Annotated in this window: 20 protein-coding genes; 7 read left to right on the top strand and 13 right to left on the bottom strand. The window is 62.7% G+C overall.

Annotated elements, in window-relative coordinates; genetic code table 11:
* Positions 1–334: 334 nt before the first annotated feature.
* The 3 genes from V6093_RS22680 to ttgA are packed head-to-tail and all read right to left on the bottom strand — an operon-like array spanning position 335 to position 6,096.
* The gene (locus tag V6093_RS22680; protein ID WP_003251955.1) at positions 335–1,789 is read right to left on the bottom strand and encodes an AdeC/AdeK/OprM family multidrug efflux complex outer membrane factor; all 1,455 of its coding nucleotides are present in this window, start codon (positions 1,787–1,789) and stop codon (positions 335–337) included.
* Positions 1,786–4,938 (bottom strand): multidrug efflux RND transporter permease subunit TtgB, encoded by a 3,153-nt coding sequence (gene ttgB / locus V6093_RS22685; RefSeq protein ID WP_014754360.1) that lies wholly within the window; start codon positions 4,936–4,938, stop codon positions 1,786–1,788. The genes V6093_RS22680 and ttgB overlap by 4 nt, the downstream gene beginning before the upstream one ends.
* Positions 4,939–4,941: 3 nt before the next feature.
* The gene (ttgA, locus tag V6093_RS22690) at positions 4,942–6,096 is read right to left on the bottom strand and encodes a toluene efflux RND transporter periplasmic adaptor subunit TtgA (RefSeq protein ID WP_014592249.1); all 1,155 of its coding nucleotides are present in this window, start codon (positions 6,094–6,096) and stop codon (positions 4,942–4,944) included.
* Positions 6,097–6,353: 257 nt separating this feature from the next.
* Between ttgA and ttgR the strand changes: the two genes are divergently transcribed.
* Positions 6,354–6,986 (top strand): efflux transport transcriptional regulator TtgR, encoded by a 633-nt coding sequence (gene ttgR / locus V6093_RS22695; protein WP_108078103.1) that lies wholly within the window; start codon positions 6,354–6,356, stop codon positions 6,984–6,986.
* Positions 6,987–7,097: 111 nt separating this feature from the next.
* Here ttgR and V6093_RS22700 read toward each other — a convergent pair whose 3' ends face one another.
* The gene (locus V6093_RS22700) at positions 7,098–8,549 is read right to left on the bottom strand and encodes an MDR family MFS transporter (protein WP_047604430.1); all 1,452 of its coding nucleotides are present in this window, start codon (positions 8,547–8,549) and stop codon (positions 7,098–7,100) included.
* Between the two features lie 381 nt (positions 8,550–8,930).
* Here V6093_RS22700 and V6093_RS22705 point away from each other — a divergent pair, with 381 nt between their 5' ends.
* On the top strand, positions 8,931–9,800 hold the full coding sequence (locus V6093_RS22705; protein ID WP_003251963.1) for an oxaloacetate decarboxylase: 870 nt from the start codon (positions 8,931–8,933) through the stop codon (positions 9,798–9,800).
* Positions 9,801–10,032: 232 nt separating this feature from the next.
* Here the strand turns inward: V6093_RS22705 and V6093_RS22710 are convergent, their stop codons facing one another.
* Positions 10,033–10,941 carry a LysR family transcriptional regulator gene (locus tag V6093_RS22710; protein WP_047604432.1) on the bottom strand — a complete coding sequence of 303 codons (909 nt, stop codon included), beginning with the start codon at positions 10,939–10,941 and terminating at the stop codon, positions 10,033–10,035.
* Between the two features lie 183 nt (positions 10,942–11,124).
* On the opposite strand from V6093_RS22710, the gene V6093_RS22715 reads away from it, so the two are divergent.
* Complete coding sequence (locus tag V6093_RS22715) at positions 11,125–11,739, top strand: NAD(P)-dependent oxidoreductase (RefSeq protein WP_003251968.1); 615 nt, start codon at positions 11,125–11,127, stop codon at positions 11,737–11,739.
* A gap of 97 nt (positions 11,740–11,836) precedes the next feature.
* Here V6093_RS22715 and V6093_RS22720 read toward each other — a convergent pair whose 3' ends face one another.
* Positions 11,837–12,712, bottom strand: coding sequence for a LysR substrate-binding domain-containing protein (locus V6093_RS22720; RefSeq protein ID WP_265979016.1), 876 nt, complete (start codon positions 12,710–12,712; stop codon positions 11,837–11,839).
* Between the two features lie 114 nt (positions 12,713–12,826).
* Between V6093_RS22720 and V6093_RS22725 the strand changes: the two genes are divergently transcribed.
* The gene (locus V6093_RS22725) at positions 12,827–14,464 is read left to right on the top strand and encodes a 5-guanidino-2-oxopentanoate decarboxylase (RefSeq protein WP_265979018.1); all 1,638 of its coding nucleotides are present in this window, start codon (positions 12,827–12,829) and stop codon (positions 14,462–14,464) included.
* 136 nt (positions 14,465–14,600) lie between these two features.
* Here V6093_RS22725 and V6093_RS22730 read toward each other — a convergent pair whose 3' ends face one another.
* Positions 14,601–15,521 carry an AraC family transcriptional regulator gene (locus V6093_RS22730; RefSeq protein ID WP_341782909.1) on the bottom strand — a complete coding sequence of 307 codons (921 nt, stop codon included), beginning with the start codon at positions 15,519–15,521 and terminating at the stop codon, positions 14,601–14,603.
* A gap of 202 nt (positions 15,522–15,723) precedes the next feature.
* Here V6093_RS22730 and V6093_RS22735 point away from each other — a divergent pair, with 202 nt between their 5' ends.
* The gene (locus tag V6093_RS22735) at positions 15,724–16,017 is read left to right on the top strand and encodes a putative quinol monooxygenase (protein WP_003251976.1); all 294 of its coding nucleotides are present in this window, start codon (positions 15,724–15,726) and stop codon (positions 16,015–16,017) included.
* Between the two features lie 16 nt (positions 16,018–16,033).
* Entirely contained in the window at positions 16,034–16,300 is a 267-nt protein-coding gene (locus V6093_RS22740) for a hypothetical protein (RefSeq protein ID WP_014859143.1), read from the top strand.
* Here V6093_RS22740 and V6093_RS22745 read toward each other — a convergent pair whose 3' ends face one another.
* The 6 genes from V6093_RS22745 to bglX form a co-directional block, all read right to left on the bottom strand.
* The gene (locus tag V6093_RS22745; protein ID WP_004575149.1) at positions 16,301–16,906 is read right to left on the bottom strand and encodes a flavin reductase family protein; all 606 of its coding nucleotides are present in this window, start codon (positions 16,904–16,906) and stop codon (positions 16,301–16,303) included.
* A 119-nt stretch (positions 16,907–17,025) separates the two neighbouring features.
* Positions 17,026–17,469 carry a heme utilization protein gene (locus tag V6093_RS22750; protein ID WP_104887099.1) on the bottom strand — a complete coding sequence of 148 codons (444 nt, stop codon included), beginning with the start codon at positions 17,467–17,469 and terminating at the stop codon, positions 17,026–17,028.
* A gap of 300 nt (positions 17,470–17,769) precedes the next feature.
* Positions 17,770–19,089: an MFS transporter gene (locus V6093_RS22755; protein WP_003251986.1), complete on the bottom strand. Its 1,320-nt coding sequence runs from the start codon at positions 19,087–19,089 to the stop codon at positions 17,770–17,772.
* A 254-nt stretch (positions 19,090–19,343) separates the two neighbouring features.
* Positions 19,344–20,678, bottom strand: a complete 1,335-nt coding sequence (locus V6093_RS22760; protein WP_047604441.1) for a sigma-54 dependent transcriptional regulator — start codon at positions 20,676–20,678, stop codon at positions 19,344–19,346.
* Positions 20,672–22,429, bottom strand: a complete 1,758-nt coding sequence (locus V6093_RS22765) for an ATP-binding protein (RefSeq protein WP_047604442.1) — start codon at positions 22,427–22,429, stop codon at positions 20,672–20,674. The genes V6093_RS22760 and V6093_RS22765 overlap by 7 nt, the downstream gene beginning before the upstream one ends.
* A 130-nt stretch (positions 22,430–22,559) precedes the next feature.
* Positions 22,560–24,851, bottom strand: a complete 2,292-nt coding sequence (gene bglX, locus V6093_RS22770) for a beta-glucosidase BglX (RefSeq protein WP_265979025.1) — start codon at positions 24,849–24,851, stop codon at positions 22,560–22,562.
* Positions 24,852–25,037: 186 nt separating this feature from the next.
* Between bglX and V6093_RS22775 the strand changes: the two genes are divergently transcribed.
* Positions 25,038–25,655 (top strand): TPM domain-containing protein, encoded by a 618-nt coding sequence (locus V6093_RS22775; RefSeq protein ID WP_003251995.1) that lies wholly within the window; start codon positions 25,038–25,040, stop codon positions 25,653–25,655.
* Positions 25,656–25,763 lie beyond the last annotated feature (108 nt).

The raw sequence follows: 25,763 nt of genomic DNA on the forward strand, positions 1-25,763 counted from the left end.
GATGAACTTGGGTAACGTTGCGTGGGGGGATGGTGCGGGGTAGTGCGGGGGTGAGGCAATTCGCCGCAAACGGAACGGGGCGATAATCGAACGGAATGTTCCGTTTGGTTAATAACTCTCCTGGGGCGGCCTCTTCGCGGGTAAACCCGCTCCTACAACGGCTTGCGCCCAACCACCGTATGTGTCCGCCACACGATCCGTGTAGGAGCGGGTTCACCCGCGAATACGGTGGTGGCTGCGACGGTGAATCGCCAGGGGATACTGGCCGGCACAGGCAGTAAAAAAGCAAAGCCCACCGCTAAGGGTGGGCTTTCTACTTTTGTAACAAGGCCGATCAGCCTTTCGGTGTTTCCACCGATGCCTGCTGGTTGGCCTGCCCGGTCTGCTCGTACCAGCCACCGCCAAGCGCCTTGTACAGGTTGACCTCGCTGGTCAGCTGCGACAGGCGGTCGCCGATCAGCGCTTGCTGGGCACTGAACAGGTTGCGTTGGGCATCGAGGAAGGTCAGGTTGCTGTCAATCCCGATGCGGTAACGGCGTTCGGCCAAGCGGTAGTAGTCCTGGTTCGCCTGCACCAGGTCGCGCTGGGCCTGCAACTGCTCTTCGAAGGTCTTGCGTGCCGCCAGGCCATCGGAGACTTCCTGGAAGGCCGTCTGGATGGTTTTTTCGTACTTGGCGACGTTGATGTCCTTCTGGATTTTCGAGTAGTCCAGGCTGGCTTTCAGGCTACCGGCGTTGAAGATCGGCAGGTTGATCTGCGGCTGGAACAGCCAGGTGCCCTGGCCGCCCGCGAACAGGTGGCCCATGTCGGGGCTCAGGCTGCCGGCGTTCGCGGTCAGGCTGATGCTCGGGAAGAACGCTGCGCGGGCTGCACCAATGTTGGCGTTGGCAGCCTTGAGCAGGTGCTCGGCTTCCTGAATGTCCGGGCGACGCTGAAGGATATCCGATGGCAGGCCGGCCGGTACTTCGGCCAGTTGGTCGGCATCAAGCTCCAGCGGCTTGGCCAGGTCGGCAGGAATGCCGGTGCCCAGCAGCACGGTCAGGCTGTTGACGTCCTGGGCGACCAGGCGCTGGTACTGCGAGTACTTGACCCTGGCGCCTTCCACGGCGGTACGCGCCTGGCTGACGTCCAGGGCCGAGGCCACGCCGACTTCGTTGCTGCGACGGGTGAGGTTGTAGCTTTCCTCGTAGGTCTTCAGCGTTTCTTCGGTCAGCTTGAACAGGGCCTGGTCGGCCTGCCAGGTGTAGTAGGCGTTGGCCACGCTGGCGACCAGGGCAATTTGCGTGGAACGACGCGCCTGCTCGCTGGAGAGGTAGGTTTCCAGGGCCTGCTCGGTCAGGCTGCGCACGCGGCCGAACAGGTCCAGCTCGTAGGCGCTGACGCCCAAGGTGGCCGAGTACTGGCTGGTGATGCCAGATTCGCCTGTTTGCGACATGTTCGCCGGGACACGCTGGCGGCTGCCGCTGCCGGTGGCCGAAACCGCCGGGAACAGGTCGGCGCGCTGAATGCGGTATTGCGCACGGTAGGCGTCGAGGTTCAACGCCGCGACGCGCAGGTCGCGGTTATTGACCAGCGAGGTCTGGATCAGCTGTTGCAGCGCCGGGTCGTGGAAGAACTGGCGCCAGCCCTGTTCAGCAGCGGCAACATCCGCCGATTGCGTCGGCGAGTAAGCAGGGCCTTGCGGCCACTGCGCAGCCACCGGCGCCTCTGGGGTCTGGTAGTCAGGGATCAGCGAGCAACCGCCAAGAATGAAAGCGGTTACCGCCAGGGACAACAAAGACTTGGTCATTGCCCAGCCTCATAACGTGGATTTTCAGGGGTGACGTCTTTTTCCGGCTCTTTGCTGCCGAACAGCGACGACACTGCGACGAAGAACAGTGGTACCCAGAAGATAGCCAGCACGGTCGCACTGATCATACCGCCGATCACGCCAGTACCGATGGCGTGCTGGCTGCCGGCGCCGGCGCCGCTGGCGATGGTCAACGGCACCACGCCCAGGATGAACGCCAGCGAGGTCATGATGATCGGGCGCAGACGCATGCGGCACGCTTCGATCGCTGCGTCGTACAGGCTACGGCCTTGTTCGTGCAGCTCCTTGGCGAATTCCACGATCAAAATGGCGTTTTTCGCCGCAAGACCGATGGTAGTCAACAGGCCAACCAGGAAGTACACGTCGTTGGACAGGCCGCGCAGGCTGGTGGCGATCAGTGCACCGATGATGCCCAGCGGTACCACCAGCACCACAGCGATCGGGATCGACCAGCTTTCGTACAGGGCCGCCAGGCACAGGAACACGAACAGCACCGAGAGGGCGAACAGCGCCGGCATCTGCGAGCCGGAGAGTTTTTCCTCGTAGGACATGCCGGTCCAGGAGAAGCCGATACCGCTCGGCAGCTCGCCTGCAATGCGCTCGACCTCGGCCATGGCTTCACCGGTACTGTAACCAGGCGCCGGTGCACCGAGGATTTCCATCGCTTCGACACCGTTGTAACGCGACAGCTTCGGCGAACCGTAGGTCCATTCGCCTTTGGCGAAGGAGGAGAACGGCACCATCTCGCCTGCGCCGTTGCGCACGTACCATTTTTGCAGGTCTTCCGGGCTCATCCGCGCGCTGGGTTCGCCCTGGATGTACACCTTCTTGACCCGGCCACGGTCGATGAAGTCGTTGACGTAGCTGGCACCCAAGGCAATCGACAGGGTGTTGTTGATGTCGGCAATGGTCACGCCCAAGGCGCTGGCACGTTCGTCATCAATGGTCAGTTGGTACTGCGGTTCATCGTTCAGGCCGTTCGGGCGCACGGCGCTGAGGATCTTGCTCTGCGCAGCTTTGGCCAGGAACTGGTTGCGCGCCTCCATCAACTTCGCGTGGCCGACACCGCCGCGGTCCTGAAGGAACACGTCGAAGCCGGTGGCATTACCCAGTTCAAGCACCGCTGGCGGGGCGAAGGCGAACACCATCGCATCACGGAAGGTGAAGAAGTGCTGCTGGGCGCGCTGGGCCAGGGCGAACACGCTGTTCTCCTTCGAGCGTTCATCCCAGGGTTTGAGCATGATGAAGGCCATGCCTGAGCTCTGGCCGCGGCCTGCGAAGTTGAAACCGTTGACCGTGAACACCGACGATACGGTATCGGCTTCGTCCTTGAGCAGGTATTCACGCATCTGGTCGACCACGACCTGCGTGCGCTCGGCACTGGAACCGGCCGGGGTCTGCACCTGAGCGAACAGTACGCCCTGGTCTTCTTCTGGCAGGAACGCGGTAGGGATGCGGGCGAACAGCCAGATCATGCCGACCACGATCAGCGCATAGGCCAGCAGGAATGGCACCTTGTTGCGCAGGATGGTGCCTACGCTACGCTCGTAGCCGTTGACGCTGCGGTCGAAGTTGCGGTTGAACCAGCCGAAGAAGCCGCCTTTGGCGGTGTGGTGCTCGCCCTTCTTCAGCGGTTTGAGCATGGTCGCGCAGAGCGCCGGGGTGAAGATAAGCGCAACCAGCACCGACAGGCCCATGGCCGAGACGATGGTGATGGAGAACTGCCGGTAGATCACACCCGTGGAGCCGCCAAAGAACGCCATGGGCAGCAGTACGGCCGAGAGCACCAGGGCGATACCCACCAGGGCGCCCTGGATCTGTTCCATCGAGCGCTTGGTCGCTTCCTTGGGCGGCAAGCCTTCTTCGGACATGACCCGCTCGACGTTCTCCACCACGACGATGGCGTCGTCCACCAGCAAGCCGATGGCCAGGACCATGGCGAACATGGTCAGGGTGTTGATGCTGAAGCCCGCGGCGGCAAGGATACCGAAGGTACCCAGCAATACGACCGGCACGGTCATGGTGGTGATGATGGTGGCGCGGAAGTTCTGCAGGAACAGGTACATCACCAGGAACACCAGCACCACGGCTTCGATCAGGGTGTGGATCACGCCGCTGATCGATTCGGTGACCACGGGGGTGGTGTCATACGGGAATACCGCCTTGACCCCCGGCGGGAAGAACGGTTCCAGGCCTTTGATGGTCTCGCGCAGTGCCTTGGCGGTGTCCAGGGCGTTGGCGCCGGTTGCCAGTTTTACCGCCAGGCCGGAAGCCGGCTTGCCGTTGAACTGGGCGCTGACGGCGTAGTTTTCACCCCCCAGGCCTACTTGGGCGACGTCACCCAGGCGCACCTGTGAACCGTCTTTGTTGACCTTGAGCAGAATGCTCTCGAACTGCTCGGCGGTTTGCAGGCGGGTCTTGCCGATGATGGTGGCGTTCAGCTGGGTGCCCGGCAAGGCTGGCAGGCCGCCGAGCTGGCCGGAAGACACCTGCACGTTCTGTGCAGCCACAGCGGTCTTGACGTCGACCGGGGTCAGCTGGAACTTGTTCAGCTTGGCCGGGTCGAGCCAGATACGCATGGCGTACTGCGCACCGAACACCTGGAAGTCACCCACACCGGCGGTACGCGAGATCGGGTCCTGCATGTTCGAGACGATGTAGTTGGCCAGGTCGTCCTTGGTCATGCTGCCGTCTTCGGAGACCAGACCAATCACCAGCAGGAAGTTCTTCACTGCTTTGGTGACGCGGATACCTTGCTGCTGCACTTCCTGCGGCAGCAGCGGGGTGGCCAGGTTCAGCTTGTTCTGTACCTGGACCTGCGCGGTGTCGGGGTTGGTGCCCTGTTCGAAGGTGGCGGTAATGGTCATGCTGCCGTCGGAGTTACTTTCCGACGACACATAACGCAGGTTGTCGATACCGTTGAGCTGCTGCTCGATCACCTGCACCACGGTGTCCTGCACGGTTTGCGCCGAGGCGCCCGGGTAGGTCACGGCGATGGCGATGGCCGGCGGCGCGATACTGGGGTACTGGTTGATCGGCAGCTTCAGGATAGACAAGGCCCCGACCAGCATGATCACCAAGGCGATCACCCAGGCGAAGATCGGGCGATCGATAAAGAACTTCGACATGGTTTACTCCGCTTTGGCGTCTGCTTTCGCCGCGTTGGCCTGATCAGGGCCGGCCGGCTTCTTGACGTTGGTGGCATCGCTGACCTTCACCTCGACGCCTGGGCGCACGTACTGCAGCCCTTCGGTGATCAGGCGGTCACCCGGGTTGAGGCCTTCCTCGATCAGCCAGTCGCTACCCAAGGTACGGCTGGCCTTGAGCTGGCGCAGTTCAACCTTGTTCTCCTGGTTGACCACCAGGGCGGTGGGTGCGCCCTTGAGGTCGCGGGTCACGCCTTGTTGCGGTGCCAGGATGGCGTTGGCGTTGACCCCGGCCTTGAGCCGCGCATGCACGAACATGCCTGGCAGCAGGGTGTGATCGGGGTTGGGGAACAGCGCGCGCAGGGTCACCGAGCCGGTGGTCTCGTCAACCGCGACTTCGGAGAATTCCAGGCGGCCTTCCTGCTTGAACAGGCTGCCGTCTTCCAGCACCAGCTGAACCGAGGCGGCGTTGTTGCCAGCCTTCTGCAACTGGCCGCTTTCCAGGTCACGGCGCAGCTTGAGCAGCTCGGCGGTGGACTGGGTAACGTCGACATAAATAGGATCGAGCTGCTGGATGGTGGCCATGGCGTCGGTCTGACCGTTGCTCACCAGTGCACCTTCGGTGAACGAAGAGCGACCGATACGGCCGCTGATCGGCGCCAGAACCTTGGTGTAGCGCAGGTCGATCTGTGCGCTCTTGAGCGAAGCCTCAGCCTGCAATCGTTTGGCATTGGCGTCGTCGTATTCCTGTTTGGAGACGGCCTGTTCGTCAATCAGTTGCTTGTAACGTTCGGCCAGTGAGCGTGTAGCCAGCAGGTTAGCCTTGGCATTGGCCAGGGTGGCTTCGTACACGGCAGGGTCGATCTGATACAACTGCTGGCCTTCCTTGACCTCACTGCCTTCCTTGAACAGGCGCTTGAGGATGATGCCGTTGACCTGCGGGCGCACTTCGGCGACGCGGTAGGCACTGGTTCGCCCCGGCAATTCCGAGGTGAGGGTGAAGGCTTGCGGCTGGATGGTCACGACGCCGACCTGAGGAGCCTGCGCCGCTGGCGCTGCTTCTTCTTTCTTACAGCCACTGAGCAGGGTTGCCAGGGCGACGGCGGAAACCAGAGCGGTAACGGCTGGCTTGAATTGCATGAGGATCCTCGGGTCGCTGGAGCAGGGAGACGCTCAAGAGTAATGGAAGAGATCTTGATCTGGAAAAAATGCTATCCGGTGGATAAATAGCTTGCTAAGGAATATACTTACATTCATGGTTGTTTGTAAATACTGCTGGGTGGTACTCAGGTACAGCCTCAGCGCTTGATTAGCTTATCCGAGAGGCCCCGGCAGAGGTGCCCCCGGAGCGTTCCCCGCACGCGCTGCGCGTTCGGGCCAGATGAGGTTGTACTGCCATGGTCCGTCGAACCAAAGAAGAAGCCCAGGAAACCCGTGCCCAGATCATCGAGGCGGCGGAAAGGGCCTTCTACAAGCGCGGGGTTGCGCGAACCACCCTGGCCGACATCGCCGAACTGGCGGGTGTGACGCGGGGGGCGATCTACTGGCACTTCAACAACAAGGCCGAGCTGGTGCAGGCGTTGCTCGACAGCCTGCACGAGACCCATGACCATTTGGCGCGGGCGAGCGAAAGCGAGGATGAAGTCGACCCGCTTGGCTGCATGCGCAAGCTGCTGTTGCAAGTGTTCAACGAGCTGGTGCTCGATGCCCGAACCCGTCGTATCAATGAAATCCTGCATCACAAGTGCGAGTTCACCGATGACATGTGTGAAATTCGCCAGCAGCGCCAGAGTGCGGTGCTGGATTGCCACAAGGGCATCACCCTGGCGCTGGCCAATGCCGTACGCCGGGGCCAGTTGCCTGGCGAGCTGGATGTCGAGCGCGCGGCGGTGGCCATGTTTGCCTATGTCGATGGCCTGATCAGGCGCTGGCTATTGCTGCCTGACAGTGTCGATCTGTTGGGTGATGTCGAAAAATGGGTCGACACCGGGCTGGATATGCTGCGCTTGAGCCCGGCTCTGCGCAAATGACACTTTGTTAAGGATTGTGAGGGAGTGTTTCCCCTTTGTGTTAAGGGGAGATTAAGGTCACCGCCGCCTTGCAGCTGTTCGCACCACAAGGCGGCAGCGCGTGTGCAACCTTCAGCGGCCGCGCAATTGCCGGTCAGGCAAAGCAAATGCCGCGAACAGTCCCAGCACCGCGACGACCGCACTCCCCATCAGCAGCTGCCGGAACGTCTCCAGCAACCGCCCCTGAGTCACCGGGTCCACCTCTGCGGCCTTCAAGCTCCCCAGCAACGGATTACCCGACAGTTCGAAACCACCCTGATGCAGCAGTGCCAGCAACAAGCTGGACATGCACGCCACGCCCATGGCTCCGCCCAGCGAACGGAACAGGTTGGTGGTGCTGGTGGCCACGCCGATGTCCTTGCTGGCCACCGCGCTTTGTGTGCCCACCAGTGAGGTCGGGAATTGCAGCCCGCAGGCTATACCGGTCAGCAGCATGCACAGCGCACTGAGCAACGCTGATTGCGGCGGAGTCAGTGCCATCGCGAAAATGGCCACTGGCATCAGCAGTGCACCGGCCAGGATCTGTGGCTTGTAGCGCCCGGTCCGGCTGGTCATGCGACCACCTGTGAAGGCGCCCATGGGCAGCCCCATGGCCAGCGGCAGCAGATGCAGGGCGGCGCTGTCGGCACCGGCGCCGGTAATGCTCTGGTAACGCAAGGGCATGAGCATGGTCAGGGAAATGGACTGGAAGCTGGCGAAGAAGATCACCGCCCAGCACAGCACTGCCACACGGTTGCCAAACAGGCTGAGCGGCAGCAGCGGCTCTGGGCAGCGGCGTTCGTGTGCGATGAAAAGCGCCAGGCCCAGTAGGGCGCAGCCGAACAGCGCCAGCACGGCCGGGTCGGCCCAGGCGTGGCCCTGGCCCACCAAGGTGATGCCCAGCAGCAGGCTGCCAAGGCCGAGAATCAACAGCATGGCGCCAAGGTAGTCCACCTGTGCCTCGCGACGCTGCACCGGCATATCAGCGAGCGCACGGCGAATGGCCCACAAGGCGACCAGCCCCAGCGGCAGGTTGATCCAGAACACCCAGCGCCACGACAGGTACTCGGTCAACCAGCCGCCCAGCACTGGCCCGGCCACGCTGGCCGCAGCGTACATGCTGCTGAAGTAGCCCTGGTAGCGGCCGCGTTCGCGTGGGGGCACGAAGTCGCCAATGATTGCCTGGCTCACCGAGACCATCCCGCCTGCGCCGATACCCTGCAGTACCCGGGCCAGCACCAGTTGCGGCATGTCCTGGGCCATGGCGCAGGCAATGGAGGCCAGGGTGAACAAGCTGATGCCGGTGAGGATCATCCGGCGCCGGCCGTAAAGGTCGCCCAGTTTGCCGTAGATCGGCACGGCCACGGTCATGGCCACCATATAACCGGAGATGACCCAGGCCAGCAGGCCGACATCGCTGAACTGCGCCGAGATGGCGGGCAGCGAGACGGCGACGATGGTCTGATCCAGTGCGCCGAGGAAGATGGCCAGCATCAGGGCGGTGAGCACGTTGCGCAGGGCGGTGGGGGGCAGGGCGGCGGTCACGGGAATACCTTGTTTGTCTATGGCGGCCCCTTCGCGGGCAAGCCTGCTCTCACAGAAGCCCTCGGATTGTAACCTGAGTTAGGTAGCTTCCTATGTACTATCTGCATCCCCTATGCAAGATCGGCATTGGCGCATTCATCCAGTGCTGCATGGCTGCGTGATATCGTTGGTATGCCACAGAGGCTGAAATCCGGGGCTTGCACCAGGTTGGTGCAGCATATTGACTCAGGTTTTTCAGTCCGCTGTCTCCCACACCTTTTATTCCTCTGCCTGCATGTCGAGCATGACCGCCCAGATGGCGACGGTTGGAACAGGTCAGGTAGACCCGATTACAGGGGTCGGTAGTTACCGTTCAAATTTCAACTTTTTTGCGGAGTGATCATGCCCAAGGCTTCCCACCAAGATCTGCGTTTTGCCTTCCGCGAGCTGCTCGCTTCGGGTTCGTGTTTCCACACTGCCTCGGTGTTCGACCCGATGTCGGCACGCATTGCCGCAGACCTGGGCTTCGAAGTCGGTATCCTCGGCGGTTCGGTCGCTTCGTTGCAGGTACTGGCTGCTCCAGACTTCGCTCTGATCACCCTCAGCGAGTTCGTCGAGCAGGCCACCCGCATTGGTCGGGTCGCGCAACTGCCGGTACTGGCCGACGCCGACCATGGCTATGGCAACGCACTGAACGTGATGCGCACGGTGATCGAACTGGAGCGCGCCGGTGTGGCCGCACTGACCATCGAGGACACCCTGCTGCCTGCCCAGTTCGGGCGCAAGTCCACTGACCTGATCCCGGTCGAGGAGGGCGTTGGCAAGATCCGCGCGGCGCTGGAGGCACGAGTCGATTCGTCCCTGTCGATCATTGCCCGTACCAACGCGGGCGTACTCAGCACCGAAGAAATCATCGTGCGTACCCAGAGCTACCAGAAGGCGGGCGCTGATGGCATCTGCATGGTCGGGGTCAAAGACTTCGAGCAGCTCGAACAGATTGCCGAGCACCTGACTGTGCCGCTGATGCTAGTTACCTATGGCAACCCGAACCTGCGCGATGACGAGCGCCTGGCGCGTCTGGGCGTGCGCATCGTGGTCGATGGCCATGCGGCTTACTTTGCCGCGATCAAGGCCACTTACGACTGCCTGCGGCTGCAGCGTGGTCGGCAGAACAAGTCGGAAAACCTCAGTGCCACCGAACTCTCGCACACCTACACCCAGCCTGAAGACTACATTCGCTGGGCCAAGGAATACATGAGCGTCGAAGAGTGATCAGCAGGACGCCGTCCATTCAACGGACGGCGCTCAAGGTTGCACTGTGAGGCACGCAATGTGCCTGCTCGCAACTATTGGCGACGCTGGGCTGGCTGCCTAGCAGTTCGGCGCGCCAGCAGGCTGAGCCATACAGCCCTGCGGCAGCGGTAAGGGCCATGACAAGGGCGACTCTTCTGGATTTGATGCCCATGGTGCTCACCTCCCGTGACAGCGATAGGGGTGTACGCCACTAGTATAGATCCCGATCCCACGCCGGTTCGTCCTTGAAATGCTGCACCAGGAAATCCAGCATGCTGCGCAAGGTCGCGGGCATGTGTTTGCGCGACGTATACACCGCATTCAGGTTCAGTTCCCGCGGTTTGGCCTCGGGCAGCAGACGCACCAGTTCACCCCGGCGTATGGCGTCTGCGGCCTGGTAGGTTGGCAGCATGGTGATACCTGCGCCAGCCAGCGCAGCCCTTTGCAGGGTCATCACCTCGTTGGCACTGATGTTTCCGGATACGGGCACGGCGACCTGCTGGCCGGCTACCGCGAAATGCCACAAGCTGTGTCCGAAGTAGGCATGGGTCAGGCAGTTGTGCAGGCTCAGTTCCTCAACCCGTTGCGGCGTGCCTCGCTCATTCAGGTAGGCGGGTGCCGCGCACACGACCGAGCGGCACACACTCAGGCGCCGGGCGATGAGGCTGGGGTCCACGTCATTGCTGGTGCGAATGGCCAGGTCGATGCGCTCGTCCACCAGGTTGACGGTGCGGTCGAGCATCTGCAGTTCTACCTTCACGTCAGGAAAGCGCCGCACATAGGCGGCCACTGCATCCACCAGCTGTGCCTGGCCGAATGAGGTACTGACGCTGATACGCAGTGCCCCCCTTGGTGCGTCTTCCGGCTGCTGCACGGCGGCCTGCAGGTCGCCGGCCAGTTCCAGCAGTTGCCGGCAGCGAGGCAGGGTTTCCTGGCCGGCTGCCGTGAGGCTGAGCTTGCGCGTGGTTCGCTGCATCAGCCGCGTGCCAACCCAGTCTTCCAACTCTGCCAGGTAGCGCGACACGACCGGCCGCGATAATTGCAGATAATCCGCCGCCGCCGACTGGCTGCCCAGGTCGATGACTGTGACGAATACACGCATGGCGTTGAGACGGTCCATGATTTGCCCGATTTCAGAAACAAACTATGTCTGAGCATCGCATTTTTTGTGACGAATCGGGTAACTAAGCTATGCGCATTGTTTGGTAGAAGGCGTTACCCGAAGCCGGCAGACGAGAGCCTTGGCGCTGGCGGCGAAGGTCACCAAGGGCGGTCATTCCGTTCAACTGATGGAGAGTATTTCATGAGCAAGATCGCAATCATCGGTGCCACCGGCCGTGCTGGCAGCCAGTTACTGGAAGAGGCCCTGCGCCGTGGTCACCGTGTACTGGCCATAGCCCGCGACCCTTCCACGCTTGAAGGGCGTGAGGGTGTGACCGTCAAGTCGCTGGATGCCACGGACAGCGCGGCCCTGCAGGCAGCGGTCGCAGGTATGGACGCTGTGTTGAGTGCCGCGCATTTCTCGACAATGGAGCCGCACGCCATCATCGAGCCGGTGAAGCGCGCCGGGGTCAAGCGCCTGCTGGTGGTGGGTGGCGCCGGTAGCTTGTTGCTGCCGTCAGGGCACCGGGTGATCGACAGCCCGGATTTCCCGGAGGCGTATAAAGCCGAGGCCAGTGCCGGCGTGCGTTTTCTGGAGGCGCTGCGGCGCGAGCCGAACCTGGACTGGACCTTCCTTTCGCCTTCGGCTGAGTTCGTTGAGGGTGAGCGCAGAGGTCACTATACGCTGGGCAAGGATCATCTGTTGATCGGTGCGGACGGCAAGAGCTGGATCACGTTTGCCGACTATGCGATTGCCATGCTGGATGAGCTGGAGAAGCCGCAGCACTCGCGGCAACGGTTCACAGTCGGCTATTGAGTCGCCTGCGTTGCGGGCATGCCCGCTCCCATGGGTACCGTACAGCTACCAAGGCCTGTGCAAACCTGTGGGAGCGGGCGAGCCTGCGAAAGGGCCGTCACAGGCTGGCCTGGCCCTCCAGCCAGTCCAGCAATTCCAGCAGCCCCGGCGGCAAGCTCCTGGCCTGGCTCACCAGGTAATACCCCTTGCCTGTCAGCACCTTCAGCGCAAACGGCATGCACAACCGCCCACCGCGCAGGTCATCGCCAATCAGCGACCAGTCACCGATTGCCACCCCTGTCCCCTGCGAGGCCATGGCCATCGCCATGTCCAGTGTCTCGAAATGTTGTTTAGGCCCATGCGTGGCGAGCGTCACTCCAGCCGCCTGCAACCACAACCGCCAGTCGTGTTCATCCCGCGAGGGATGCAGCAACATATGTCGGGCCAGGTCTTCCGCCTGCTGCAACGGCACTGGCCCTTCACGCAGTGACGGTGCGCACACCGGTGTCAGCTGCTCATCGAACAGCTTGCGCACCTGCAGCCCGTGGTTCGGCGCATCGCCGTAGACCACTGCCGCATCGAAGCCCTCGCGACGGAAATCCACCCCGTGCTGCACGGTCGTTGTCAGCTCAACCGGCACATCCGGGCGCAGTGCCTGCCATTCCATCAGGCGCGGCAGCAGCCAGCGCATTACGCAGGTTGGTGCCTTCAGCTGCAAGGTAGTGCTGTGCTCACCCACCTCGCGCACCCCTTGTTCGATCAGGGCGAACACCTGCTGCACCCGTGGCAGCCAGTCCAGGCCTTCACGGGTCAGGCTCAACCCACGCGCCTCGCGCTTGAACAGGGCATAACCGAGGTGTTCTTCGAGGGCTGCAATCTGGCGGCTGACAGCGCCCTGGGTGATGTGCAACTGCTGCCCGGCGCGGGTGAAGTTGCAGTGCTGGGCGGTGACCAGAAACGTGTGCAGGGCAGGCAGGGGCGGGAGGCGTTTCATTGCAGTAAGCCATGATCACAGGACATGGCTAGTATGTGTTTTTTTACATTGTGGCGATAGCCGTGGCTTGGGTCCAATAAGGGCATACCCCAACACGATTCATGGTGACCCCTGATGGCAACCTGCGGCGAAGTACTGGTCAAACTCCTTGAAGGCTATGGCGTCGATCATGTCTTCGGCATCCCCGGTGTACATACCGTGGAGCTCTATCGTGGCCTGGCGGGCTCTTCCATTCGCCACATCACCCCGCGTCATGAGCAAGGTGCCGGGTTCATGGCTGACGGCTATGCGCGTACCCGCGGCAAACCCGGGGTGTGCTTCATTATCACCGGCCCGGGCATGACCAATATCACCACTGCCATGGGCCAGGCCTATGCCGACTCGATCCCGATGCTGGTGATTTCCAGCGTGCAGTCCCGTGATCAGCTGGGCGGTGGCCGTGGCAAGCTGCACGAACTGCCCAACCAAGCCGCGCTGGTATCGGGTGTGGCGGCGTTTTCCCACACCTTGATGAGTGCAGCCGACTTGCCGCAGGTGCTGGCCAGGGCATTTGCCGTGTTCGACAGTGCCCGGCCACGCCCGGTGCATATCGAAATCCCGCTCGATGTGCTGGTTGAACCGGCCGACTTCCTGCTGCCGGGCCGCCCTGTACGGGGCAGTCGGGCAGGGGCTGCACCGCAGGCCGCGGCGCAGATGGCTGAGCGACTGGCCAGTGCACGTCGGCCGCTGATTCTGGCCGGTGGCGGGGCGTTGGCTGCGGGCGCTGCGTTGGCACGCCTGGCCGAACACCTTCAGGCCCCGGTGGCGTTGACCATCAATGCCAAAGGCTTGCTGCCAGCCAGCCACCCATTGCAGATCGGCTCGACCCAGTCGTTACCCGCCACACGGGCGCTGGTGGCCGAGGCCGACGTGGTGCTGGCGATCGGTACCGAACTGGCTGAAACCGATTATGACGTGACCTTCAAGGGAGGCTTCGAGATCCCGGGCAGGCTGCTGCGCATTGACATCGACCCGGACCAGACCGTGCGCAATTATCTGCCGGAGCTGGCGCTGGTAGCCGATGCCGAGCTGGCAGCCGAAGCGCTGCTCGGTGCCCTGCAAGCTCAGCCGCAGCCAGTGCACGAAAGCACTTGGGGCATGGCCCGCGTGGCCGACCTGCGCAAGGTCCTGGCGGCAGACTGGGACCAGCCAACCCTGAGCCAGACACGTTTGCTGAGGGCCATACTGGAGCGCCTGCCTGATGCGATTCTGGTGGGCGACTCGACCCAACCTGTGTACACCGGCAACCTGACACTCGACATGGAGCAGCCACGCCGCTGGTTCAACGCCTCGACCGGTTACGGCACCTTGGGTTACGCGTTGCCAGCAGCCATGGGCGCCTGGTTGGGCAGTGCCGAGCAGGCCGTCGAACGCGCTCCGGCGGTGTGCCTGATTGGTGATGGTGGTTTGCAGTTCACCCTGCCGGAACTGGCCAGTGCAGTGGAGGCACAGGTACCGCTGATCGTGCTGCTGTGGAATAACCAGGGGTACGAGGAAATCAAGAAATACATGGTCAATCGGGCGATCGAGCCGGTCGGGGTGGATATCCATACCCCGGATTTCATCGGCGTGGCGCGGGCGTTGGGCGCGGCAGCAGAGAACGTGGCCGATATCGCCCAATTGCAGGCCGCGCTCGGGCAAGCGGTGGAGCGCAAGGGGCCGACCTTGATTCAGGTGGACCAGAATCAGTGGCAGGCCGCGGTGTTGGGTTGAAGCATTGCGATTGCCTGTAGCGGCCGCTTCGCGGGTTCACCCGCTCCTGCAGGTGCCACGCAATTTTCGCATGTGTGCAAAAACCTGCAGGTGCGGGTTTACCCGCGAAAGCGCCGGGGCAGGCGAGTGTCGAGCTTCAGACCGCAGTAGCCCGCAACCGAGCCACATCGCGAATTGGCGGCGCGCCGTAAAGCCGGCTGTATTCACGGCTGAATTGCGACGGGCTTTCATAACCCACCCGATAAGCCGCCACCGCCGCTTCCAGCCCGTCGTTCAACATCAGCCGCCGCGCCTCTTGCAGGCGCAGTTGCTTCTGGTACTGAAGCGGGCTCATCGAGGTCACGGCCTTGAAGCGGTGGTGCAAGGTCGAGGTGCTGAGGTTGACCTCACGGGCCAGGTCCTCGATACGCAGCGGCTGTTGGAAGTTGTTGTTGAGCCAGGAGATGGCCTGGCAAACCCGGTGGGTCTGGCTGTTGGCCAAGGCAATTTCATACAGCCGGTAACCCTGCGGCCCACGCAGCAGGCGGTAGAGAATCTCGCGGCGGAACAGCGGCGCCAGCATTGCGATGTCGCGGGGGGTGTCCAGCAGCCGAAGCAACCGCAGCAGGGCATCGAGTAACGCAGCATCAGTCCTTTCCACATACAAACCACGGCCGGAAGGTCGATTGGGTACCAGCATCGGTCCGCTCTCGGCGATCAGCTGGCTGATCTCGGCCGGGTCCAGGTCCATGCGCAGGCCCAGGCTTGGGTTCTCGGGGCTGGCATCCAGCCTCACGGCACTGAGTGGCAAGGTCACCGAAACGACCATGTAATGCAGTGGGTCGTAGGCGTACTGCTCGTCACCCAGGAACAGGCTTTTGCTGCCCTGGGCAAGGATGCACAGGGCAGGCTGCGCCAGGGTGGGTACAGAACGCACATTTTCGGTGTAACGCACCAGGTACAGGTCATCGATGGCCGATGCTGGGCCATAGGGCTCGCCCGCGTGGCGGTTGATCAGCTCGGCCAGCTCCAGGCGCTGCAGTTCCAGGGTCGGTTCGGTGGACGTGGCGGTGGTCATGATGGCTTTCCTCTGCTGACCGACGCAGCATAGGTTTGGGCAAAGACGGGCGCTAGTCGAAAGCTGCATGTCGATTGCCTGATCCTGCCGCGCTGCAGGATCAGGCAATCGACATGCAGTAATGGCCTAACGCGCCGCGCGGGTGAGCGCCTAACCTTGGCAGCCTGGCCTTTCCGTCCGCCTGCTTCAAGGAGATTGTGCAATGACCCTTAAACAACCGGTCACCCACCTTGCTTTCATCCGTGCCAGCAGCGGGCGCTCGGCAGAGCTGGGCGCGCGCCTGCGTGACCTGCTCGAGCCCTCGCTGCGTGCACCGGGATGCCTGAGTTTCACCGTGCAGCGTTCTCAGGCTGATGCTGACCTGTGGTTGCTCAGCGGAAGCTGGCAGGACCAGCAGGCGATGAGTGGCTACTTTGCTTCACCGACACTGGAGGTGTTCGGTGAGCTGGTGCAGGCTCAGGTGGTCAGCAGCCTGGACTTGCATACCTTCGATTGAGCGTGGATGAGGTAAAGTGACGCCCTTGTTCAATCACGCGGACAGCAACATGGCACGTAGGGAATTCACTCATTTCGAAGCGGTATCGGCGATGGTGCCGGTGGAAGGTGGCGGCTACAACGCGGCCATCGCAGTCAAAGCCTTGGGCATGGGCGGTGCGCCGCGTTTTCACAAGGTTCTCGACGGGCAGGTGTTCAAGGGCGCTGTGGCCGCCGACGAAGCGGCCACCGCCGAGCTGCAACGCCTGCAGGGCGTCAGCGAAGAGGGTGAGCTGGTCTGGTGATCAGGCCGGCGGCCGGGCCATCTTGAACAGGTTGCCCAGCTCGAAATAATCCGCCGGGCCACCCCCACGCAGGATCGGCTCGGCGGCAGCGGTATCGTAGATGCCGTTGTTCAACAGGTGCTCGGCAATGTGCACCGCCACCACTTCCCCAAGGATCAGCCAGCTGGGCACCTCTTGCTGGTCGGCGCGCTTGAGCTGGACGATCTGGCTGACCTTGCACTCGAAGGCTACCGGCGTTTCACCCACGCGCGGCACTTTGACGATGCTAGACGGTGCGGCAGTGAGGCCGCTCAATTCGAATTCGTTCACTTCGGCAGCAACCGGTGCGCAGCTCAGGTTCATTTGCTCGGCCAGTGGGCGGGTGGCCAGGTTCCAGACGAACTCACCGGTCTGCTCGATGTTGTTCAGGCTGTCTTTGCGCCCGACGCTGCAGAAACCGATGATCGGCGGGATGTAGTTGAACGCATTGAAGAAGCTGTAAGGCGCCAGATTCAGGCGGCCTTCGCGGTCCTGAGAGGAGATCCAGCCGATAGGGCGGGGACCGACGATGGCATTGAACGGGTCGTGCGGCAGGCCGTGGCCTTTGGCGGGTTCGTAGTAATACATCTGTGCTGGGCTTGTTGGCCCTACCTCCTGGTGGACAAGGTGCCTAGTGTGCCAAGCCTGAGCTCGTGTGCAAATGATCAAGCCCGGCCGAAGCCGGGCTGGGTGCTCGCAATCAGGTATCAGCTGATGCGGTGCGCGTTGGTGCGGTCGAAGCCGTCTTCAGCGAAGCGTTGGCCGCCGGTGCGGTCGAAGCCGTCTTCAGCGAAGCGTTGGCCGCCGGTGCGGTCGAAGCCGTCTTCAGCGAAGCGTTGGCCGCCGGTGCGGTCGAAGCCGTCTTCAGCGAAGCGTTGGCCACCGGTGCGGTCGAAGCCGTCTTCAGCGAAGCGCTGGCCGCCGGTGCGGTCGAAGCCGTCTTCGGCGAAGCGTTGGCCGCCGGTGCGGTCGAAGCCGTCTTCGGCGAAGCGTTGGCCGCCGGTGCGGTCGAAGCCGTCTTCAGCGTAGCTGGCTGACTGGGTTTGAACCGCGGCAAAGGTGTGAGCGTCGGTCCGGTCGAAGCCATCTTCGGCGAAGGCGCCAGCTGCGAAAACCGAAAGGGCCAAGGTGAGGATCAGTTTGTTTTTCATGGTCGTTGCTCCAGGGGTTTGTGAGTTGTTTGTTTCTATGGGTTTAATCCTACGCCGAATAATTTGATTAAAAAGCGCAAAAAACAGTGCTTAATAATCTATTTGTTCGATGTATTTGGGCACCTATGTCGTCCTTCACGCCGCAAGGCTGGCTTGGGAGCGTTCGCACGGGCGCCAACGTTCTGCCAGCCATTGCAGCTTGATAAGGTGGAATTAATAGGGCGTTAAGAAGGAAAAGTCTGAATAGAAAAGGGGCGCTCCATGCAATGGAGCGCCCCTTTTAGTACTGCCAGGCCAGCGTTACTCAGTGGTAATCCGCGAGTGCTGCTTGGTGTCTTTCATGGTCGCGTAAACCAGCAGCGAGCAGGCGATACAGGCGGTGACGTACCAGTAGAAGCCGCTCTCCATACCAGCGCTCTTGAACCACAGGGCCACGTATTCGGCGGTGCCACCGAAGATCGACACCGTCAGGGCATACGGCAGGCCCACGCCGAGGGCGCGAATCTCGGTAGGGAACAGCTCGGCTTTGACCACGGCGTTGATCGAGGTATAGCCGCTTACGATGATCAGTGCGGCCATGATCAGGAAGAACGCACCCCACCAGGTCTGGATGGTGTGCAGGGTGCTGAGGATGGGGACGGTGAACAGGGTACCGAGCACACCGAAGGCGATCAGGATCGGACGGCGGCCGATCTTGTCGGACAGACCACCGATCACCGGCTGCAGGCACATGAACAGGAACAGCGTGGCGGCCGAGATGGTGGTCGAGTCACTGATGCTCATGCCCACGGTGTTGACCAGGTATTTCTGCATGTAGGTGGTGTAGGTGTAGAAGGCCAGGGTGCCGCCCATGGTCAGACCGACGACGGTCATCAGCTCCTTGGGGTGACGCAGCAGGGTGCGCATCAGGCTTTCCTTGGCCTTTTCCTTCTTGGTGAACGAGGCGGTTTCTTCCATGCCGCGACGCAGGTACAGGGCCACCACCGCGCACAGCGCACCGATCACGAACGGCACGCGCCAGCCCCAGGCGTACAACTGCTCGGTGGTCAGGGTCTGTTGCAGGACGATCAGTACCGCCAGGGCGATGAGCTGGCCGGAGATCAGGGTCACGTACTGGAAGCTGGAGAAGAAACCACGGCGCTCCTTGCTGGCCATTTCGCTGAGGTAGGTGGCCGAGGTGCCGTATTCACCACCCACCGACAGGCCCTGCAGCAGGCGCGCGATGACCAGCAGGACAGGTGCGGCGACGCCGATGGTTTCGTAACCCGGGGTCAGGGCGATGACCAGCGAGCCTGCGCACATGAGCAATACCGACGCCATCAGCGCGGCCTTGCGGCCCTTGCGGTCGGCGTACAGGCCCATCAGCCAGCCACCGATCGGGCGCATGAGGAAGCCCACGGCGAAGATCGCAGCGGTATTGAGCAGTTGTGCGGTGGAGTCGCCGGCGGGGAAGAAGGCCTTGGCGAAGTACAGCGAGAATGCGGCGTAGACGTACCAGTCGTACCATTCGACCATGTTGCCGATGGACCCGCTGAAAATCGACTTCAGGCGGCTGGCGGTGGTTTTTTCTGCGGCAGGCGCGGTGGCCGCCCCGGCGGGCAGGGAGGTGGCGTTATCCATCAGGGATACCTTCTCGTTGTTTTTGTGGAGCGCGCCGTGGCGCAGCTTGCCAAGGCAATTGCAGAAGGTGTGCCAAATGGGGGCGGGCTGATTCATTTCAGGGCATCCAATACCCCAAAACCGGCACAGTAGTGGGGCTTGCGCTGCCCTTTGCGGGAGCGGGCTTGCCTGCGAAGGGCTGCAAAGCAGCCCGGAATCTCGAGGTGATAAGCGGTTTTTTGCCTACCAGGTGTAGGTCATAAGCGGATTTCCGCTCATTCCTGCCCAACAAAATCCTCGCGCACCAGCCCATGCCGTTGCATCTTCTCGTTAAGGGTGCGCCGCGGCAGTTGCAACGCCTCCATCACCGACTTGATCTCGCCCCCATGCTGACGCAAGGCCGCGCGCAGGCATTGCGCCTCGAATGCTTCCATCTGCTCGCCCAGCGACTGCCCGGCAGGTGCCACCTCGATGTTTGGCGAACCCAGCCCCAGCGCATGCCGCTCCGCCGCATTGGCCAGCTCACGCACGTTGCCAGGCCAATCATGTGACAGCAGCTGCGCCAGCTGTGCAGCCGATAGCGGCGGGGCGGTGCGACCCAGCTTTTCACCTGCAGCACGGGCAAAGTGTTCGAACAGCAGCGGAATGTCCTCCCGCCGCTCGCGCAGCGGTGCCAGGCGCAATTCGGCCACGTTCAGGCGGTAGGCCAGGTCTTCGCGGAAGCGCCCGGCACGCGCCTCCTCGAGCAGGTCGGGCTTGGTCGCAGCAATGATGCGCAGGTCCACGCTGATGCTCTGGTTGGCCCCCAGGCGCTCCAGCTTCTGCTCCTGTATCACCCGCAACAGCTTGGCCTGTTGGGCCAGTGGCATGCTCTCGATTTCGTCGAGGAACACGGTGCCACCGTTGGCATATTCCAGCTTGCCGATCCGTTTACCCTGGGCGCCCGTGAAGGCGCCGCTCTCATGGCCGAACAGTTCGGCCTCGAACAACGACTCGGGGATGGCTGCGCAGTTAAGGGCTACAAAGGGCTTGGCAGCACGGGGGCCGAAGTCGTGCAGGCAGCGGGCCACCCGCTCCTTGCCACTGCCGGTTTCACCGCGGATCAGCACGTTCACCGGCAGGCCGGCCAGGTCCAGCACTTGCCGGCGCAGCTGTTGCAGGCCCTGGGACATGCCCAGTAGCGTGACTTCCAGGCGTGACTTGAGGTCGGCCTGCTCGTGGAGCCGGCGGTTCTCAAGTACCAGCTGGCGCTTTTCCAGGGCGCGGCGCAGGCTGCCCAGCAAGTCTTGCGGCGTGAAGGGTTTTTCCAGGAAGTCATAGGCCCCCATGCGCATGGCTTCTACCGCCATCGGTACATCACCGTGACCGGTCAGCAGAATCACGGGCAGGTCGGGGTCGTTCGCCTGCAGGCGTTCGAGCAATTGCAGGCCATCCATGCCCGGCATGCGCACATCGCTGATGATCACCCCAGGGAAGTGCTGCGGCAGGTGTGCCAGGCACGCTTCGGCGCGAGCGAACAACTGCACGCTGAAGCCAGACAGGCTCAGCCATTGCTCGACAGCAGTGCGGATACTGGCTTCATCATCGACGACGATCACCGAATTCAACATACAGGCTCCAGGTCACGGGGCAGGGTAAGGCTCAGGCGCGCGCCGCCAGGCAGGTTTTCGGCCCGCAGCTGGCCGCCGGCCTCGTGGACGATGCCGTAGGAAATGGCCAGGCCCAGCCCTAGCCCTTCCCCCACCGGTTTGGTGGTGAAGAACGGGTCGAAGACCTTGGCCAGGTCGGCTTCGGCAATGCCGCCACCCGAGTCGAGCACACTCAGGCGCCATAGCTCCCCGTCGGGTTCGATGCGGATCTCCAGGCGTTTGTAACGCTTGTCGAGCATGGCGTCGAGTGCATTGTGCAGGAGGTTTATCAGCACCTGCTCCAGGCGGATGGCATCGCCGCGTACCCAGGCCGGGCGTGCCAGGTACAGCGCCACTTCCACTTCTTCGTTGCGAAGGCGCGCTTCCAGCAGGTGCAAGGCCTGGTCGACCACGGTTGCCAGGTCAAGGCGTTCGCGCAGGCCCATTGGGCTGTTGCGGGCAAAGGTTTTCAGGTGGCTGGTAAGTGCTGCCATGCGCGTGAGCATCTGTTCCAGTGGCTCCAGCGCTTGCCGCGCTTCGTCATGGCGACCATGGTCAAGCAGCAGGCGCAGGGTTTCCAGTTGCATACGCTGGGTGGTCAGCGGTTGGTTGATTTCGTGGGCCATGGCCGCCGACATCTGCCCGAGAGCGGCGAGCTTGGCTGATTGCACCAGGCCTTCCTGGGCAGTGCGCAGCTCACGGGTGCGTTCTTCGACCTGGCGTTCGAGTTCTTGCCGGCTGCGCTGGCGCAGGCGTGCCAGGCGCAGGCGTTGGCTGACGAAAAGGGCGGCGAACACCAGGCTCAGCCAGACGGCGGCGGCGCCAAGCGCGGCATTACGGCCGTCGGCAGCGACCTGCGGTTTGCGCAGCAGGTGCAAGGTCCAGTTTTCGCCTTCCAGCGGCAGGCTTTCCCACAGGTACTCGGTAATGCCCTCGGGGCCTTGCACGCGGCTAAGGGTGCTGTAGGGGGCAAACCGCGTCAGCACCTGATGGTGTAGCGGCACCAGCGGTTGCTTGTCGTACTGACGGGTTTCGGCCAGCTCGGCACGGTCGGCGCCACTGAGCGGCTGAAGTTCGCGGTAGCGCCAGCCATCCTGGTTTGCGATGAAAGTGATGCCGCGGGCGTCGCTGACCAACAGGATATCGTTGCCCTGTCGCCATTCGCGTTCCAGCTCGGGGAACTCCAGCTTCACCACCATGGCGCCAAGGAATCGGCCATGCTCGTCGTTCACCGCGCTGGCGAGGAAGTAGCCCGGCACGCCACTGGTCACGCCCACGGCATAGAAGCGGCCACTGCCCTGGTTGCGGGTTTGCTTGAAGTAGGGGCGGAAACCGTAGTTGGAGCCGACGTAGCTGCTGGGCAGCCGCCAGTTGCTGGCGGCAATGGCCAGCCCGGTGCGGTCGAGCAGCTCGAGGGTGGAGGAATTGGCGGCGCCATTGATGCGTTCGAGCTTGAGGTTCAGGGCGTTCTGAACCTTTTCGTCGACCGGGCCGCGCAAGGCTGCGATCAGCTCAGGGTCCAGCGCCAGCACGGCGGGGAGGGCACGGTAGCGATCGATCAGGGTGTGCAGTGCGTTGGCGTACAGGCCCAGTTGCTGGCTGGCACGCTTGGCGTCGTCTTCCATGGCCTGGCGCTTGGCCTGGTGCATGGCCCAGCCGGCGCTGAGTGCGGTACCCAGCACGATCAGCAGGGTGATCAGCCCCAAACGCAGGGCGCGAAAGGAAAAGGGCATCGGGGGCGGATCCGGTGGTGGGAGATCGGGGCCTGCCTCTTCGCGGGTAAACCCGCGCCTACAGGTACTCTGCAGCACCTGTAGGCGCGGTTTTATCCGCGAAAAGGCCGGAACAGGCGGCCTTTTTCAGTCAAAGCAATTCAAAGCTCTGCTGCTGCACCGCCTGGGAGTCCAGCCCTACCTGGACATTGAACTCCCCTGGTTCGGCAACCCGCTGCAACTGGCCATTGTAGAACTTCAGGTCGTCCTCGCTGATGCGGAAGGTCAACGTGCGGGTTTCACCCGGTTCAAGCATCAGCTTCTGGAAGTTTTTCAGCTCTTTCACTGGGCGGCTCATCGACGCCGACACATCCTGCAGGTACAGCTGCACCACCGTCTCGCCTGCAACCTTGCCGGTGTTCTTGACCGTTACCTTGGCATCCAGCGTATCGCCGCGCTTGAGATCCTTGCTCGACAGGTTCAGGCCCGACAGCTCGAAGCTGCTGTAGCTCAAGCCATAGCCGAACGGATAAAGCGGCCCGTTGGGTTCTTCGAAGTATTGCGAGGTGTAGTTGCCCGGCTTGCCCGGCGTGAACGGCCGGCCGATGCGGGTGTGGTTGTAGTACATCGGGATCTGCCCCACCGACCGTGGGAAGGTAATGGCCAGCTTGCCGGAGGGGTTGTAGTCGCCAAACAGCACGTCGGCGATGGCATTGCCGCCTTCGGTGCCGGCGAACCAGGTTTCGAGGATGGCGTCGGCCTGCTCGCGCTCCCAACTGATCGACAGCGGCCGGCCGTTCATCAGCACCAGCACCAGCGGTTTGCCGGTGGCCTTGAGCGCCTTGATCAGCTCGCGCTGGCTGGCCGGGATCTCCAGGGTGGTACGGCTCGACGACTCGTGGGACATGCCGCGGGACTCGCCGACCACGGCGACCACGATGTCGGATTGCTTCGCCGCCTTGACTGCTTCATCGATCAGCACGGCAGGCGGGCGTGGGTCGTCGACGATTTCCGGGGCATCGAAGTTGAGGAAGTTCAGGTAGTCGAGTATCGCCTTGTCACCCGTGACGTTGGAGCCTTTGGCGTAGACCAGCTTGGCCTTGCCTTCCACGGCGCGGCGCAAGCCTTCGCGCACGGTCACCGAGTGGACGGGTTTACCGTCGGCGGCCCAGCTGCCCATCATGTCGATCGGGGCATCGGCCAGCGGGCCGACCAAGGCAATGGTGCCGGCTTTTTTCAGCGGCAGGGTCTGGTTGCGGTTTTCCAGCAGCACCAGGCTGCGGCGTGCCACGTCACGCGCAGCTTCGCGGTGCAGGCGGTCGTTGCCGTAGTAGTCCTTCAGGTCGGTTTCGGCCTTGCCGATGCGCACGTACGGGTCTTTGAACAGGCCCATGTCGTACTTGGCACCCAGCACTTCACGCACCGCCTGGTCCAGCTCGTGCTGGGTCACCTCACCGGACTTCAGCAGGCCCGGCAGCTCTTCGCCGTACAGGGTATCGTTCATGCTCATGTCGATGCCGGCCTTGATCGCCAGCTTGGCGGCTTCACGGCCATCACGGGCGACGCCGTGGCGAATCAGCTCCTGGATGGCACCGTGGTCGCTGATGGTCACGCCCTTGAAGCCCCACTCCTTGCGCAGCAGGTCGTTCATCAGCCAGGTGTTGGAGGTGGCCGGTACGCCGTTGATCGAGTTCAGCGCCACCATCACGCCACCGGCACCCGCATCGAGCGCGGCGCGATAGGGTGGCAGGTAGTCGTTGTACATTTTCGGCAGGCTCATATCGACCGTGTTGTAGTCGCGCCCGCCTTCCACGGCGCCATACAAGGCGAAATGCTTGACGATGGCCATGATGCTGTCGGGGTTGGCCGGGCTGCTGCCCTGGAACGAGCGCACCATTACCTGGCCGATTCTCGAGGTCAGGTAGGTGTCTTCGCCGAAACCTTCACTGGTGCGGCCCCAGCGCGGGTCACGGGCGATATCCACCATTGGCGCGAACGTCATGTCCAGGGCGTCGGCCGAGGCTTCGATCGCGGCGGTGCGGCCGACCTTGGCGACGGCCTCCATGTCCCAGGTAGCGGCCATGCCCAGGCCGATCGGGAAGATGGTGCGCTCGCCGTGGACGGTGTCGTAGGCGAAGAACATCGGGATCTTCAGGCGGCTGCGCATGGCCGCGTCCTGCATCGGCCGGTTTTCGGGGGCCGTGCGGGAGTTGAAGGTGCCACCGATACGGCCGGCGGCGATTTCCTCGCGGATCTTGTCGCGGGGCATTTCCGGGCCGATGCTGATCAGGCGCAACTGGCCGATTTTCTCGGCTTCGGTCATCTGGCTGATCAGATGCTCGATGAATGCCTGCTTGTCCTGCAGGGGCGGGGCGGTGGGGGCGGCGAGGGCCGCCTGACTGGCAAGGCCCATGGCCAGGCCCAGCAAAGACAGTTTCATCATCAATTCCGTTTTGGGGCCTCTGCCGTATCCACGGTGATACGTGCGCGACCGAAGTTTTCAGGCGGCTATTGTTGTACGATTTGCAGGCAATTCTTCCAGCGGCGGATTATGCCTGAATATGTCGCCTGCGGATGAAGCCCCGAATGCCGGGATAACAACTATAAGAATGCTCAAGAGACCGACGGCATGACCCCCTTCGACGAATACCATCAACGGCAGATTGCCGAAGCCATTGCCCGTGCCGAACGGCGTACCGATGCCGAACTGGTGACGGTGCTTGCCCGTCGTGCCGACGATTATGCGTATTGGCCGTTGTTGTGGGCCGCCGTGCTGGCACTGACCGTGCCCGGTCTGTTGCACTGGCTGCTGGCTTGGCCCAGCGTGCGTGGCGTGCTGATGGGCAACGTGCTGCTGTTCGTCGTTTTGTGCCTGCTGCTGCGCAACCCGCGCCTGGCCGACTGGCTGATCCCCCGTGCCTTGCGCCGCTGGCGTGCCGCGCGCCTGGCCCGCCAGCAGTTTCGCGAGCAGAACCTGCAGCGCACAGCAGGCGCCACGGGCGTGCTGATTTTCGTCAGCGAGGCGGAGCGGCATGTGGAGATCCTGGTCGACCGGGGTATCGAACACTGCCTGGATGCCGAAGCCCGCGCGGCCATCGGTGCCCGCTTGGCCGAGCAGGTGCGCCAGGGCCGCACCTTGCAGGGCTTTGTCGAGTGCATCGAAGCGTGTGGCGAGCTGCTTAGCCAGCACGTGCCGCCAACCCATGCACGCAACGAATTGCCCAACCGCTTGGTGATTCTCGACTGAAGGCGCGCCCAGCCTTGCTGGATTCCCTGTAGGAGCGGGCTTGCCCGCGAATCAGGCGACACGGTGTCTGCCACCGGCTTTGCCGGTGTTGCGGGCAAGCCCGCTCCC

The organism is Pseudomonas putida group bacterium ESBL64 (assembly GCF_045277175.1).
Lineage (GTDB): Bacteria > Pseudomonadota > Gammaproteobacteria > Pseudomonadales > Pseudomonadaceae > Aquipseudomonas > Aquipseudomonas alloputida.